This is a genomic window from Sphingopyxis sp. CCNWLW2 (assembly GCF_037095755.1).
Classification (GTDB): domain Bacteria; phylum Pseudomonadota; class Alphaproteobacteria; order Sphingomonadales; family Sphingomonadaceae; genus Sphingopyxis.
Map to the genome: position 1 here is coordinate 900,562 of NZ_JBAWKJ010000001.1, position 13,289 is coordinate 913,850.

19 protein-coding genes are annotated in these 13,289 nt (G+C 65.7%); 15 read left to right on the forward strand and 4 right to left on the reverse strand.

The window, feature by feature from the left end:
* Window positions 1–17: 17 nt before the first annotated feature.
* From V8J55_RS04215 to V8J55_RS04280, 14 genes are all read left to right on the forward strand, one after another.
* Entirely contained in the window at window positions 18–806 is a 789-nt protein-coding gene (locus tag V8J55_RS04215; protein WP_336444481.1) for a VOC family protein, read from the forward strand.
* Window positions 807–822: 16 nt separating this feature from the next.
* On the forward strand, window positions 823–1,233 hold the full coding sequence (locus tag V8J55_RS04220; RefSeq protein ID WP_336444482.1) for a VOC family protein: 411 nt from the start codon (window positions 823–825) through the stop codon (window positions 1,231–1,233).
* 2 nt (window positions 1,234–1,235) lie between these two features.
* Window positions 1,236–1,748, forward strand: a complete 513-nt coding sequence (locus V8J55_RS04225) for a VOC family protein (protein WP_336444483.1) — start codon at window positions 1,236–1,238, stop codon at window positions 1,746–1,748.
* Window positions 1,735–2,187, forward strand: a complete 453-nt coding sequence (locus V8J55_RS04230) for a hypothetical protein (protein WP_336444484.1) — start codon at window positions 1,735–1,737, stop codon at window positions 2,185–2,187. The genes V8J55_RS04225 and V8J55_RS04230 overlap by 14 nt, the downstream gene beginning before the upstream one ends.
* The gene (locus tag V8J55_RS04235) at window positions 2,187–2,840 is read left to right on the forward strand and encodes a glutathione S-transferase family protein (RefSeq protein WP_336444485.1); all 654 of its coding nucleotides are present in this window, start codon (window positions 2,187–2,189) and stop codon (window positions 2,838–2,840) included. The genes V8J55_RS04230 and V8J55_RS04235 overlap by 1 nt, the downstream gene beginning before the upstream one ends.
* A gap of 4 nt (window positions 2,841–2,844) precedes the next feature.
* On the forward strand, window positions 2,845–3,234 hold the full coding sequence (locus V8J55_RS04240) for a VOC family protein (RefSeq protein WP_336444486.1): 390 nt from the start codon (window positions 2,845–2,847) through the stop codon (window positions 3,232–3,234).
* A gap of 84 nt (window positions 3,235–3,318) precedes the next feature.
* Window positions 3,319–4,116, forward strand: coding sequence for an alpha/beta hydrolase (locus tag V8J55_RS04245; protein WP_336444487.1), 798 nt, complete (start codon window positions 3,319–3,321; stop codon window positions 4,114–4,116).
* 253 nt (window positions 4,117–4,369) lie between these two features.
* A complete protein-coding gene (locus tag V8J55_RS04250; protein WP_336444488.1) occupies window positions 4,370–4,699 on the forward strand; it encodes a PGPGW domain-containing protein in 330 nt (109 codons plus the stop codon).
* Between the two features lie 108 nt (window positions 4,700–4,807).
* A complete protein-coding gene (rpmH, locus tag V8J55_RS04255; protein ID WP_037517054.1) occupies window positions 4,808–4,942 on the forward strand; it encodes a 50S ribosomal protein L34 in 135 nt (44 codons plus the stop codon).
* Window positions 4,943–4,971: 29 nt separating this feature from the next.
* Window positions 4,972–5,310, forward strand: a complete 339-nt coding sequence (rnpA, locus tag V8J55_RS04260; protein WP_336444489.1) for a ribonuclease P protein component — start codon at window positions 4,972–4,974, stop codon at window positions 5,308–5,310.
* A 204-nt stretch (window positions 5,311–5,514) separates the two neighbouring features.
* On the forward strand, window positions 5,515–5,727 hold the full coding sequence (gene yidD / locus V8J55_RS04265) for a membrane protein insertion efficiency factor YidD (protein WP_058538707.1): 213 nt from the start codon (window positions 5,515–5,517) through the stop codon (window positions 5,725–5,727).
* 43 nt (window positions 5,728–5,770) lie between these two features.
* Complete coding sequence (yidC, locus tag V8J55_RS04270; protein WP_336444490.1) at window positions 5,771–7,516, forward strand: membrane protein insertase YidC; 1,746 nt, start codon at window positions 5,771–5,773, stop codon at window positions 7,514–7,516.
* On the forward strand, window positions 7,513–8,175 hold the full coding sequence (yihA, locus tag V8J55_RS04275; RefSeq protein WP_294047911.1) for a ribosome biogenesis GTP-binding protein YihA/YsxC: 663 nt from the start codon (window positions 7,513–7,515) through the stop codon (window positions 8,173–8,175). The genes yidC and yihA overlap by 4 nt, the downstream gene beginning before the upstream one ends.
* 42 nt (window positions 8,176–8,217) lie before the next feature.
* Entirely contained in the window at window positions 8,218–8,889 is a 672-nt protein-coding gene (locus V8J55_RS04280; RefSeq protein ID WP_336444491.1) for a glutathione S-transferase family protein, read from the forward strand.
* Here the strand turns inward: V8J55_RS04280 and V8J55_RS04285 are convergent.
* Complete coding sequence (locus V8J55_RS04285) at window positions 8,886–9,353, reverse strand: cupin domain-containing protein (RefSeq protein ID WP_336444492.1); 468 nt, start codon at window positions 9,351–9,353, stop codon at window positions 8,886–8,888. The genes V8J55_RS04280 and V8J55_RS04285 overlap by 4 nt on opposite strands.
* Window positions 9,354–9,449: 96 nt before the next feature.
* Here V8J55_RS04285 and dapE point away from each other — a divergent pair, with 96 nt between their 5' ends.
* Window positions 9,450–10,583: a succinyl-diaminopimelate desuccinylase gene (dapE, locus tag V8J55_RS04290; protein ID WP_336444493.1), complete on the forward strand. Its 1,134-nt coding sequence runs from the start codon at window positions 9,450–9,452 to the stop codon at window positions 10,581–10,583.
* Here the strand turns inward: dapE and V8J55_RS04295 are convergent.
* The 3 genes from V8J55_RS04295 to V8J55_RS04305 are packed head-to-tail and all read right to left on the reverse strand — an operon-like array spanning window position 10,580 to window position 13,149.
* Complete coding sequence (locus tag V8J55_RS04295) at window positions 10,580–11,155, reverse strand: Smr/MutS family protein (protein ID WP_336444494.1); 576 nt, start codon at window positions 11,153–11,155, stop codon at window positions 10,580–10,582. The genes dapE and V8J55_RS04295 overlap by 4 nt on opposite strands.
* A gap of 1 nt (window position 11,156) precedes the next feature.
* Window positions 11,157–12,482 (reverse strand): murein transglycosylase A, encoded by a 1,326-nt coding sequence (locus tag V8J55_RS04300; RefSeq protein ID WP_336444495.1) that lies wholly within the window; start codon window positions 12,480–12,482, stop codon window positions 11,157–11,159.
* A 4-nt stretch (window positions 12,483–12,486) separates the two neighbouring features.
* Window positions 12,487–13,149 carry a Tim44/TimA family putative adaptor protein gene (locus V8J55_RS04305; RefSeq protein WP_336444496.1) on the reverse strand — a complete coding sequence of 221 codons (663 nt, stop codon included), beginning with the start codon at window positions 13,147–13,149 and terminating at the stop codon, window positions 12,487–12,489.
* Window positions 13,150–13,289: the final 140 nt, after the last annotated feature.

The window sequence follows — 13,289 nt, forward strand, 5'->3', positions numbered from 1 at the left end:
GAAAGAGGAGAGAGACGATGGCATCCAATTTCATCTGGTACGAGCTGATGACACCCGATCCCGCGGGCGCGGCGCGCTTCTATGGCGCGGTGGTCGGCTGGACGATTGCCGCCGAACGCGACCCGTCGGCCGGTGACGTCGATTATCGCATGATCGCCCGCAGCGACGGCGGCAACGCGGGCGGGGTGCTCGCGCTGGGTGCCGACATGCTCGCGGGCGGCGCACGCCCCGGCTGGCTCGGCTATCTCGAGGTCGCCGACGTCGATGCCGCGATCGATGCGATCAAGGCCGATGGCGGCGCGGTGCACATGCCCGCGACCGACCTGCCCGTCGGACGCATCGCGATGGTCAGCGATCCGCAAGGCGCGCATTTCTATATCATGGACCCGGTGCCCCCGCCGGGGTCCGAAGGCATGGAAAGCGACGTGTTTTCGGTCACCGAAGCGCAGCATGTGCGCTGGAACGAACTCGCGACCTCCGACTCCGATGCCGCGATCGCCTTCTACAAAAAGCATTTCGGCTGGGGGCAGGAGGGCGAGATGGATATGGGTCCGCTCGGCGCCTACCGCTTCCTCCAGCGCGGCGAGGTGATGATCGGCGCGGTGATGCCGCTGATGGAGGGCTATCCGGTGCCGGTGTGGAATTTCTACATCGGCGTCGACGACATCGACCGCGCGCACGCCGCGGTGACCGCGAACGGCGGCACGATCACCAGCGAACCGATGGAAATCCCCGGCGGCGAATATGCGATGAACGCGATCGACCCGCAGGGCGCGCCCATCGGCTTCGTCGGCCCCCGCAAATAGACAAAGGAGAGAGAGGATGGACAACCAGGGCCCGACGACGGGACTGACCCCGCATATCGCCATCGCCGACAAGCGCGCGAGCGAGGCGATCGATTTTTACATCAAGGCGTTCGGCGCGACCGAGAATATGCGCATGCCCGCCGACGATGGTGTGCGGCTGATGCACGCGCACCTGACAATCAACGGCGCGTCGCTGATGATGCACGACGAATTTCCCGAATATGTCAGCGAACCGTCCGGCAAGCCCGATGGCGTGACCTTGCACCTGCACGTCGACGACGCCGACGCCTGGTTCGACCGCGCGGTCGCCGCCGGCGCGACGGTGGTCATGCCGCTCGACAATATGTTCTGGGGGGACCGCTACGGCCAGATCAAGGATCCGTTCGGCCATCAATGGTCGATCGGCGCGCCGATCAAGGGAGAGTGAAAATGACGAACCAACCGACAAGCCAGCCCGTGACCCTCTGCCTCTGGTACGACAAGGATGCCGAGGAAGCCGCGAATTTCTATGCCGCGACCTTCCCGAACAGCAGCGTGGGCGCGGTCCACCGGTCACCCAGCGACAATCCGAGCGGCAAGGAAGGCGACGCGCTGACCGTCGACTTCACCCTGCTCGGCATATCGTGCATCGGGCTCAACGGCGGCCCCGCCTTCAAGCATAGCGAAGCCTTTTCGTTCCAGGTCCATACCGACACGCAGGAGGAAACCGACCGTTACTGGAACGCGATCGTCGGTAACGGCGGACAGGAAAGCATGTGCGGCTGGTGCAAGGACAAATGGGGCCTGAGCTGGCAGATCACCCCGCGCGCGCTGACCGACGCGGCGATGGGCGGCGACCCCGCGGCCGCCAAACGCGCCTTCGAGGCGATGATGACGATGAAGAAGATCGATATCGCGACGATCGAGGCCGCGGTGCGGGGCGAAGCCGTTGGCGCGGCGTAGCCCGGCGCTCTTCGCCTGGCTGCTCTGCGGTACGCTCGACATCGTCTATGCGGCGGTGTCGAGCGTCGTGCAGGGGGGCACCGTCTCTTCGATGCTCCACGCGGTCGCGAGCGGGCCGTTCGGCGACGCCGCGCGCGGCTGGGGCATCGGCGGCGATATCGCGGGGCTCGCAACGCATTTTGCGATCATGGGCGCGATGGTGGCTACATGGTTCTTCGTCGCGCGGCGCTGGACCGCGCTCGCCGCCTGGCCCTGGTGGCTCACCGGCACGCTCTATGGGCTGCTGCTCTATGTCATTATGAACGGAATCGTGCTGCCGCTCCGCTTCGGAGTGCCCTTTCCGCCGGCCGACCTTGTCAAAGGCGCGGTCGCGCTGTTCCCGCATATTTTCTTCGTCGGCTGGCCGCTCGCCTGGCTGACGCGCAAGGATGATAATTGATGCTGATCTACTATGGCCACCCCTTCTCCTCCTACACCTGGAAAGTGCTGATCGCGCTGTACGAGAAGGGGGTCGAGTTCGACTATCGCTCGGTCGATCCGGCGTTCCCGGACCATATGCCCGAGCTGAAAGCGCACTGGCCGGTCGGGCAGTTCCCGCTGCTCGTCCACGACGGCGTTCCCTATTTCGAATCGTCGATCATCATCGAATATCTCGACCGGCTGGCACCCGAGCCGCGCCTGATCCCGGCGGATTTCGACGCGGCACTGAAGGTCCGGCTGTTCGACCGTGTCTTCGACAATCATGTCATGGGCCGGATGCAGGCCGTGGTCGCCGACGCGATCCGCGGGCCCGAAAATCACGTGCCGATGATCGTCGAGCAGTCGAAGGCCGCGCTCGATACCATCTATGGCTGGCTCGACAAGGAACTGGCGGGCGGCGGCTGGGCGACGCCCCATGGCTTCACCATGGCCGATTGTGCCGCGGCACCTTCGCTTTTCTACGCCGACTGGGTTCATCAAATCCCGGAGACATACGAAAATCTGCGCGCCTATCGCGCGCGGCTGCTCGCGCATCCGACGGTTTCGCGCTGCGTCGAGGAAGCGCGGCCTTATCGGCCCTATTTTCCGCTCGGCGCGCCCGACCGCGATTAAGCCAATGGCGGTCGAGCTCAATCACACGATCATCTGGTGCCGCGACAAGCTCGCGTCCTCGGCCTTCCTCGCCGACATGTTCGCGCTCGCCCCGCCCCAACCCTTCCTGCATTTCATGGTCGTCCGGCTCGCAAACCATGTCTCGGTCGATTTCATGCAGAAGGACGGGCCGGTCGCGCCGCAGCATTATGCCTTTCTGGTCAGCGAAACCGAATTCGACGGCGTGATGGGTCAGCTTGCGGCGCGCGGGCTCGACTATTGGGCCGACCCGGCGCGGACCCGGCCGGGCGAGATCAATCGCCATTTCGGCGGGCGCGGCGTCTATTTCGCCGATCCCGACGGCCATTTGCTCGAAGCGATCACGACGCCCTATGGCACCGAAGGCGAGCTCTAGCGCAATTGTACCGGATCGCGGTTAACGGCGCGCTGACGCTGCCTCTTTGCCATTTGATAGGCGCGCACGCGCGAAGGCGGACCCATGGTTTCGCCGTCCGCCTTCGCCCGCACACTCATCGTCGCCGCTTTGGCGGCGGTGCTCGCGTTCGCGCCGGCGCATGCGCAGCAGGTCGTGACGATCACCACCACGACGGTGACCTGGACCTATGACGATGCCGGAGACGAAGAGGGCGCCGCCGATAGTGACGGGGGCGTCATCGACGAAGGCGCCGCGCTGCTGGGTGACGAGGCGCTCGCCGAGGATGCCGATTTCGCGGCGACGCGGCGCTATGCCCCCGCCGCGACGCTCGCGACGCTCGGCCATGCCAAGGCACGCTTCGGCCCCTTTTCGGTAATCGATGGCGCGACCGTCCGCATGGCGGGCGACGTCACCTCGGCAACGCCGCGCCAGTTCGCGGCGATGCTCGCGGCCTATCCGGGGCTCAAGCGGCTTGAGATGACCGACTGCCCCGGCAGCCTCGACGAGGAAGCGAATCTGATCCTCGCGCGCGCGATCCGCCGTCAGGGCATGGAAACCGTGGTTCCGGTGGGCGGCTCGATCCGCTCGGGCGCGGTCGAGCTCTGGCTCGCGGGCGTCACCCGCCGCGCTGCGCCCGATGCCGAATTCGGTGTCCACAGCTGGGCCGACGAATATGGCCGCGAGGCGAACGACTATCCCGCGAACGATCCGGTCCACGCCGAATATCTCGGCTATTACCGTGAAATGGGGCTGAACGACGCCAAGGCGCGCGCCTTTTACGCGCTGACCAACAGCACGCCGTTCGACGACGTCCGCTATCTGACGCGCGACGATATGGCGCGGTTTGTGGCGCTCGACTGAATGTCGTCGCAACTGCGTTCGTAAAGGCAGCTAACGACCGGTAGCTGCCTTATCGATCATCGTCACCCCGGACTTGATCCGGGGCCTGCCTTCTTGAAGGAAAAGGCGGGTCCCGGGTCAAGCCTGGGATGACGGAAGTCGAGTGGCGCTACGACCGCTTCCCACCCCATTCCCGCCGCTCGCGGTCATCAACCTACGCGCGCCAAGCTGCATTAGCCTTGTAACACGCCGCACGCTCCCCCACATCGCCTCTATGGCGAAACGCAGCCTCTACCAGCGATTGCGATCGAACCCGCGGGTGCGGACGGCGTTGTTCGTCCTCGGCGTGCTGCTGATGATCGCCGCGCCGCTGCTCGGTCCGCTGCCGGGGCCGGGCTTTGTCATCCTGTTTCCCGCGGGATTGATGCTGGCGTTGCAGAACAGCGAATGGGCGAAGCGCGTCTATGTCCGCTTCAAGCGGCGCCACCCGCGCTACGCCGGCTGGACCGACCGGTTGATGCGGCGTACCAGCGCGGCGCGGCGGCGCGAGCGCGAGGCGCTGGAGGCAGCCGATGGCGAAACGCCCGAAAAACCGCCGCAATGATGATTGACTTTGCCCCGACTCTCGCTTATCCGCGCCCCCATCAGTGGCCGCCCACGTTTGGCGGCCCTTTTCTGTTAAAGCCTTTGACGAGAATTAGGGACAACCGCGATGAAGCGTACCTTTCAACCGAGCAACCTCGTGCGCGCCCGTCGCCACGGTTTCCGCGCCCGCAAGGCAACGGTTGGCGGCCGCAAGGTTCTCGCGAACCGCCGCGCCCAGGGCCGCAAGAAGCTGTCGGCCTGATCGCTGACGCTTCTGCGCCAGTTCTGCTGGTGCGAACGCTTTCAAAACGCAGCGAATTTCTGGCCGCGAACCGCGGCCTTCGCTTCCCCATGCCCGGCTTTGTCTTGCTCGTCCGCCCGCGCGGCGACGGCGACGACGTGCTGGGCATCGGCTATACCGTCAGCAAGAAAGTCGGCAACGCCGTCACCCGCAATCGGATGAAGCGCCGCCTGCGCGCGCTCTGCCGCGCCGCGCTCCCCGAATCGGGAATCGCCGGCGCCGACCATGTGCTGATCGGCCGGCCGGGCGGCAACGACATCGTCTTTGCCGAACTCGGCGAACAGCTCGATTCGGCGCTGAAGCGCGCGGCGAAGAAATTGGCGCGATGAAAGTCTGTCCTACATTATTTCGCGGGCGTAGCGTGTCGGAATGACCGCTTCTCCCCCCCCACGTCGTCACCCCGGACTTGATCCGGGGTCCATTGCTGCGACGGCGTTGTGGACCCCGGATCAAGTCCGGGGTGACGATGATAAAGAACGTAGAGAAAAAACATCGATCGCGCGTGAAGTTGCGCAGATTTCCGGGCTTTTCTCGTGATCGCCAAATTGCTCATCCTGATCGCGCGCGGCTGGCAAATCGGCCCGTCGCGCATCCTTCCGCCGACCTGCCGCTACGCGCCCTCGTGCAGCGAATATGCGATCGTCGCGCTGCGGCGCCATGGTGCGATCAAGGGTGGCTGGTTGGCGACAAAGCGGCTATTGCGCTGCCATCCTTGGGGGGGACACGGGTACGACCCGGTCCCGTAATCGATTCCCGACATTCTTTAGAGACGAAGAGAGACCGAAGAGCGTGGACGACAAGCGTAACATGATCGCGGCAATTTTGTTGTCGGTGGCCATCCTGATCGGCTGGAATTTCGTCTCCGAGAAATTCTTCCCCACGCCCGACAAGCCCGATGTGACCACGACGGTCGCCGGGCCCAACGGCTCCGCGCCCGCCGCGGCGCCGGGCCAGCCCGCTGCGCTGCCCGCCCCCGGCGTGCCCGCTACGGCCGCGCCGCAGGCGATCCGCCCGATCGAGGCCGTGCTCGCCGACGGCAACCGCATCCCGATCGAAACCCCCGCGATCAAGGGGTCGATCAACCTCGTCGGCGCGCGTGTCGACGACATAACGCTCAGCAAATATCGCCAGACGATCAAAAAGGATTCGCCTGCCGTTCGCCTGTTCGCCCCCGCCGGCACCAAGGGCGCCTATTTCGCGAGCATCGGCTGGTCGGCGCAGGGCGTCGTCGTTCCGGGTCCGACCACGGTCTGGACCGCGAACGGGACCAAGCTGACACCGACGACGCCGGTCACGCTGAGCTGGGCCAATGGCGCCGGCCAAACCTTCCGCATCGAGTACAGCATCGACGATGATTATCTGATCACCGCGAAGCAGACGATCGCCAACACCGGCACCGCCGCGATTAGCGCGAGCAGTTTCGCGCTGATCGATCGGTTCGGTAAACCGACCCACCACGAAGATGCCGATTCAATTACGCTCCATGTTGGTCCCACGGGCTTCGTTGACGGCATTTCCAACTTCAAGTGGGATTACGACGACCTCGAAAAGGACGACAGTGAAGCGAAATTCACTTCTGCCGCGTGGATCGGATTTAGCGACAAATATTGGCTCGCAGCTGTAATCCCTGCAAATGGCGAACGGGTATCGGCAGAGATGGCAGCGTTGAGCACGAACGTTTTCAGAACGATGTTTGCTCGCAATTTCGTACAGGTCGCGTCAGGTCAGCAGATCACGACGACCAGCCGCATTTTTGCCGGTGCGAAGGAAGTTAGCGTCCTCGAGGATTATACCAACAATCAAGGCATCACCCGTCTATCACATGCGATCGACTGGGGCTGGTTCGATTTCTTCGAGGTGCCCATCTTCAAGCTGCTCGACTGGCTGTTCAAGCAGGTCGGCAATTTCGGCGTGGCGATCATGGTGCTGACCCTGATCATCCGCGCGCTGATGTTCCCGATCGCGCAGCGCCAGTTCGGATCGATGGCGCAGATGCGCCTCGTCCAGCCGAAGATGAAGGCGCTGCAGGAACGCCACAAGGACGACAAGCCCAAGATGCAGCAGGAGCTGATGAAGCTCTATAAGGACGAGAAGATCAATCCGCTCGCGGGCTGCCTGCCGATCCTGATCCAGATCCCGATCTTCTATGCGCTGTACAAGGTGCTGATGCTGACGATCGAAATGCGGCACCAGCCGTTCATCCTGTGGATCAAGGATCTGTCGGCGCCCGACCCGCTGCATATCCTCAACCTGTTCGGCCTCTTGCCCTTCACCCCGCCGTCGATCCTCTCGATCGGCATCCTCGCGGTGATCCTGGGCATCACCATGTGGCTGCAGTTCCGCCTCAACCCGCAGGCGACCGACCCCGTGCAGCAGCAGGTGTTCAAGATCATGCCGTGGCTGTTCATGTTCATCATGGCGCCGTTCGCGGCGGGCCTGCTGCTCTACTGGATCACCAACAATATCCTGTCGATCGGCCAGCAGCAGTGGATGTACCGCAAATTCCCGCAGCTGAAGGCGGCACCGGCGAAGTGAGCGATACCGACCTCGAACCCGGCGCCGACCCCGAACGGGCGGAGCGCGCGCGCAAGCTGTTTTCGGGACCGATCACGTTCCTGAAATCGGCGCCCGCGCTCCAGCACCTGCCGCCGCCGAGCGTGCCCGAGATCGCGTTCGCGGGCCGCTCGAACGTCGGCAAATCGTCGCTGCTCAACGCGCTGACGAACCGCAACGGGCTGGCGCGCACATCGGTGACGCCGGGACGGACGCAGGAATTGAACTATTTCGACGTCGGCGAGGATCCGCTGATCTTCCGGCTCGTCGACATGCCGGGGTACGGTTTTGCCAAGGCGCCGAAGGATGTCGTCAAGAAATGGCGTTTCCTGATCAACGATTACCTCCGCGGCCGGCAGGTGCTGAAGCGCACGCTGGTGCTGATCGACAGCCGCCACGGGATCAAGGACGTCGACCGCGACGTGCTCGAAATGCTCGACACCGCGGCGGTCAGCTACCGCATCGTCCTGACCAAGGCCGACAAGATCAAGGCGACCGAACTCGAAGCGGTGCAGGCCGCGACCGAGGCCGAAGCCCGCAAGCACCCCGCCGCGCACCCGCAAGTGATCGCGACGAGCAGCGAAAAGGGCATGGGCATCGCCGAACTGCGCACTGCGGTGCTGGAGGCGGTCGAGAGTTGACCTTTTCCTCCCTCCCCTTGAGGGTAGGGCCAAGGAGACCCTATGAAACTGTTTATCGGCAACAAGGCATACTCCAGCTGGAGCCTGCGCGGCTGGCTCGCGGTCAAGCATAGCGGCCTGCCGTTCGAGGAAGTCACCGTCCCGCTCTATGACGAGGACTGGTCGAACCGCCGCGAGGGCGACGAGTTCGCGCCGTCGGGCGGCAAGGTGCCGATCCTGTGGGACGGCGAGGATATCGTCGTGTGGGACAGCCTCGCCATCGTCGATTATCTTAACGAAAAGACCGGCGGGACAAAGGGCTTCTGGCCCGACGACATGGCGGCGCGCGCGATGGCGCGCTCGATGGCGGCCGAAATGCATTCGAGCTTTGCCGCGCTCCGCCGCAACCACAGCATGAACATCCGGCGCATTTATCCGCCCGCCGAGCTGCTCCCCGAGGTGCAGGCCGATGTCGTCCGCATCTTCCAGATCTGGGCCGAGGCGCGCGCACGCTTCGGCGGCGAAGGCGATTTCCTCTTCGGCAGCTGGTCGGCCGCCGACATCATGTTCGCGCCCGTCGTCACGCGCTTCATCACTTACTCGATTCCGCTGCCGCGCTTTGCCGCCGCTTATGCACAGGCGGTGATCAGCCACCCATGCATGCAGGAATGGATCGGCGGCGCGCAGGCCGAGGACTGGATCATCGAGAAGTTCGAGGGGCCGGTCGGGGGTTAGGGAATCCGCGTCGTCGGATAGGGCGTGCCGTCCTTGTGGAAATAGCCATCGGGCGTGAACAGCATGTCGATGTCCGAATAGCCGCCGCCGGTGTCGTATTTCTTGCCGCCGCCCAATGCGACGAAGACGCAGTCGCCGTCCGATTCGTTGACCAGATGATGGCCGTTGGTGCTGCCCTTCGGCCACACCGCGATATCGCCCGGCCGCATCGGCCAGCGCCCGTCGTCCTCGATCAGCACCGCTTCGCCCGAAATCATCACCAGCATCTCGTCCTCGCCGTCGTGCCAGTGGCGCTGCGACGACCAGGCCCCGGGTTTCAGCACAACATGGCTCGCGGCAAAATCGCTGAGCCCCGTGGCCGGTGCAAGACGGCGATACCAGCGGCCCTGCACGGGTTCGTTGTACGGTGCGGGATAGCCCGTGGTGTTGGTTTGCGGGATCGTATCGAGATCGAGCTTGGGCATGGCAGTCCTCGCGGCTTTGTTCCTCCTTTGTTTCGCACAAAGGCGGCGCGATGCAAAGCCTCGACTTGCGGCCGCGCGAGGGAGTAAGGGAGCGGCATGAGCATCACCGTCGACCCCGTAGAGCTTGCCAAGGCGTTGATCGCCGCGCCGAGCGTCACCCCCGCCATGGGCGCCGTGTTCGACACGATCGAGGCGGCGCTCACGCCGCTGGGCTTTACGGTCGAGCGGTTCATCGACGGGATCGAGCCCGACGGGCCGGTCGAGAATCTGCTCGCCGTCCGCACGGGCAAGGGGCCCAAGCATTTCGGCTTTGCCGGGCATCTCGATGTCGTGCCGCCGGGCGTCGGCTGGACGGGCGATGCCTTTGCTCCCGAAGTGCGCGGCGAGCTGCTCTATGGGCGCGGCGCGGTCGACATGAAGGGCTCGATCGCCGCCTTTGTCGCCGCGGCGGCTGCGACGCCGGTCGAGGCCGGCACAATCAGCCTGATCATCACCGGCGACGAGGAAGGCCCCGCGATCTTCGGTACGCGCGCGCTGATGGAACATATGGATGCGCGCGGTATCCGCCCCGACATGATCGTCGTCGGCGAGCCCACGTCGGTGAACCGGCTCGGCGACATGGTGAAGATCGGCCGGCGCGGCTCGGTGAATATCTGGATCGACGTGCCGGGGACGCAGGGGCATGTCGCCTACCCGCACCTCGCCGACAATCCGATCCCCAAGCTGGTGAAGATTTTGGCCGCGATCGATGCGGTCGTGCTCGACAGCGGCAACGACTGGTTCCAGCCGTCGAACATCGAATTCACCGATATCGACGTCGGCAATGGCGCGACCAACGTCATCCCCGCATCGGCACGCGCGCGGCTGTCGATCCGGTTCAACGACCAGCATCGCGGCGCCGACCTCGTCGCGCTGATCGAGCGCCTTGCGCACGACGTCGAACCGAATGCCAAGGTGCTTGGCAAGATTTCGGGTGAAGCCTTCCTCACTCCGCCGGGCGACCTGTCCGAACTGGTCGCCGAGGCGATCCACGCCGAGACCGATGTGCGCCCCGAAATGTCGACGACCGGCGGCACGTCGGACGCGCGCTTCCTCCACGCGCTCTGTCCCGTGGTCGAGTTCGGGCTGACCAATGCGACGATGCACAAGCTCGACGAAGCCGTGGCGGTCGAAGATCTCCACACGCTGACCGCCATCTATCGCGGTATCTTGATGCGCGCTTTCCTCTAGTCCTCCCGGCTGCGTCTGAGGATCACATAGACCGCCCCGGCGCCGCCGTGGCTGATATGCGCGGGGCGCAGCGCGACGATCTGGTCGGCGTAGGGCGAGTAAGCGAGCCAGTCGGGCAGCGACGCGCGGATCGCGCCGCGCGGGCGCGGGTCACCGTGCATCTGCGGCAGGCGGTCGGCACCCGGACGCAGCCGCCCGGCGACCACCAGCAGCACGCGCGCGCCGCGCATCAGCCCGCGCCCGATCGCCTCGTCGAGCAAGGCTTGCGCCGAGGCGAGCGTATGACCGTGCAGGTCGATGCTGAGGTCGGGACGCACGAGCCCCTTGCGCAAGCGGCGGTCCCAATGGCCGTCGAGCGTCGCCGCCTGGTGCGTGCGGCGCGGTGGCGGCAGCTTTACGGGACCACGCGGGGCGGCAGCTGGAGCAGCGGCAGTGCGCGGGGTCGGCGGAGGCGGCTTCACAGTCGGCGGCGCCACGGGCGCGAGCGGCGCCTTCGCCTTGGCGAGCGGTTTTACCGTCGCCGCGACCTTCTTCCACAGCGCGCTTTCGTCGGGGGCGAGGCGCCGCGGCACATCAAGGCGCCGGGATCAGCCGTGCGATGCTGGCGCGAGGAAGCAGCAGCAGCGCCGAGCCGCGCCCCGCCATGCCGCCCGCGATCGCGCGCGCATCGTCGCCCGCACCCCAGAAGCTGTCGAAGCGGTTCGCGCCCTTGATCGCGCCGCCGGTGTCCTGGGCGATCCAGAGGCCATTGGGTTCGGCGCGGTCGAGCGAGAGGACAACGGGGGCGCCGAGCGGCACATATTTGGGATCGGCGGCGACGCTCGCGCGGCCGGTCACGGGCACCCCGAGCGCGCCGAGCGGGCCCGGGCCGGACAGTTCGCGGAAAAAGACCCAGCTCGGATTCTCGTTCATCACCGCGGCGCCGCGCACGGGATCGGCACGGAGGTAATCGAGGATGCCCTGCATCGACGCCTGCCCGCGCTGCAACTCGCCGCGGTCGAGCAAGAGCTTGCCGATGCCGACATAGCCACGGCCGTTCTGCGTGTCGTAGCCGATGCGCATGATGCCGCCGTCGGGCAGACGGAGGCGACCCGAGCCCTGCACCTGCAGGAAGAAAAATTCAGCGGCGTCGGCGGCATAAGCGATCTCGAGCCCGCGCCCATCGAGCGCGCCGCTTTCGATCGCCGCGCGGTCGTAATAGCGGGTGAAATTCGAGCCATCGACGCGGCCGCGAATCTTGCGGCCCTTGAGGTCGTCGGCGAACGGGCCGAGGTCGACTTCGATCAGGTCGGCGGGGCGACGATAGATGGGGACGTCATAACCCGGCTGCTTCGTGCGCGAGCCGGCGATTTCGGGTTCGTAATAGCCGGTGACGAAGGCGGTGCCCGCGCCGACCTGGACCGTGCCGAAATAGCGGGTGAAGAAGGCCGAGGCGTCGCTGTCCTTCCAGTTTTTCGCCGCGGTACAGCTTTCGGTCCAGTCGGCGCCCTGCGTCAGGCCGCTGGTGTCGGTGCGGCGCTGAACCGATGGGCAGCTGATGCGGAAGGCGACGAGCGCGGTCGCCGCCTGTTCGGCGGTCACGCCGAGCGTCGCGAAATCGGGTCCCGCAACAACGCCGCTGGCGGCGGCGGTCGTCGCATCGGCCGGGACGGGCGTTGCGGGAAGCGCCGCGCGCGGAGTCGCGGGAATCGGCTGCGCGGCGGCACCGGCGCCTTCGGACGGGCGCGGTATATAGGCGCGCGGCGTGCCGGCCGGGGTCGATGGCGCGGGGGTGGCGGTCGCGGGACGGCTGGCGTCCGCCGCGGGAACGATCGACGCACAACCCGAAAGCAGCGGCAGGGTAGCGAGCAGCGCGAATCCGAAAGTCCGCGCGCGCGGCGCCCCCACCGCCCGGGTCATGCGATCAGGCCGATTCGGCTTCGTCGAGCACCCAATTGGGGTCGTTGCTGCCGATCTGGCGGCGGAAGGTCCACAGATCGTCGGTCTGCGACGCGTCGCTCATCGATCCGGCGATCAGCTTGCCGTCGGCGTCGCGGGTGACCGCGCTGATATCGGCGTGGTAGCGCACGGTGACGCGCGCCTCGCTGCGGTTCAGTTCGACCGCGGTGATCTTGGCCGAATCGATTCCCATCAGGCGGTTGTCGAGCGTTTCGCCGCGGCTTTCGCGCGCGGCGATCGCGTCGGCAAAGGCTTCGTAGCTGTCATCGTCGCAGAGGTCACGCAGCGTGTCGCGGTCGCCCTTCCAATAGGCTTCGAGGATCATGCGATACGCGGCCTCGGCGCCTTCCATGAAGCGGCCCGCGTCGAAATTGCGGTCGGAGGCCAGCAGCTGGCGGAGGCCCGCCTCGGCAGCGGGTTCGTAAACGAGACCCGAGGTGTCGGCGGGTGCGGGCGCGGGCGCCTGCGACCCGTCATTCTCGTCGAGCCGCACCGGCGACGCGGCGGAGCGCTCGCGCGGCAGCACCGGCTCCTGCTCATGCCCCGTGCGCTTGCCGAGCACCGAGTAGAGCCGCATGCCGAGGAAGGCGGCAATCATGGCGAGCAGGACGATCGAAAAAGCGGTCACGGGCAAAAGTCCAATGCGGGCAATAGAAACATAGCGGTTGATACATAGGCGATACGCGCCTCAGTTTCAAATGACCATGACCGCTGCCGCGCGGCGGGTCAACGATTCCCCCTTAACTATAGGATCGACAGGGCGCCCAT

Bases quoted from the DNA above. Each gene is read 5' to 3' on its own strand.
- V8J55_RS04285 (WP_336444492.1), bottom strand. From the start codon at position 9,353: ATGCCCAAGCTCGATCTCGATACGATCCCGCAAACCAACACCACGGGC.
- V8J55_RS04240 (WP_336444486.1), top strand. From the start codon at position 2,845: ATGGCGGTCGAGCTCAATCACACGATCATCTGGTGCCGCGACAAGCTC.
- V8J55_RS04280 (WP_336444491.1), top strand. From the start codon at position 8,218: ATGAAACTGTTTATCGGCAACAAGGCATACTCCAGCTGGAGCCTGCGC.
- V8J55_RS04245 (WP_336444487.1), top strand. From the start codon at position 3,319: ATGGTTTCGCCGTCCGCCTTCGCCCGCACACTCATCGTCGCCGCTTTG.
- V8J55_RS04300 (WP_336444495.1), bottom strand. From the start codon at position 12,482: ATGACCCGGGCGGTGGGGGCGCCGCGCGCGCGGACTTTCGGATTCGCG.
- V8J55_RS04235 (WP_336444485.1), top strand. From the start codon at position 2,187: ATGCTGATCTACTATGGCCACCCCTTCTCCTCCTACACCTGGAAAGTG.
- V8J55_RS04220 (WP_336444482.1), top strand. From the start codon at position 823: ATGGACAACCAGGGCCCGACGACGGGACTGACCCCGCATATCGCCATC.
- rpmH (WP_037517054.1), top strand. From the start codon at position 4,808: ATGAAGCGTACCTTTCAACCGAGCAACCTCGTGCGCGCCCGTCGCCAC.
- dapE (WP_336444493.1), top strand. From the start codon at position 9,450: ATGAGCATCACCGTCGACCCCGTAGAGCTTGCCAAGGCGTTGATCGCC.
- V8J55_RS04225 (WP_336444483.1), top strand. From the start codon at position 1,236: ATGACGAACCAACCGACAAGCCAGCCCGTGACCCTCTGCCTCTGGTAC.
- V8J55_RS04250 (WP_336444488.1), top strand. From the start codon at position 4,370: ATGGCGAAACGCAGCCTCTACCAGCGATTGCGATCGAACCCGCGGGTG.
- V8J55_RS04215 (WP_336444481.1), top strand. From the start codon at position 18: ATGGCATCCAATTTCATCTGGTACGAGCTGATGACACCCGATCCCGCG.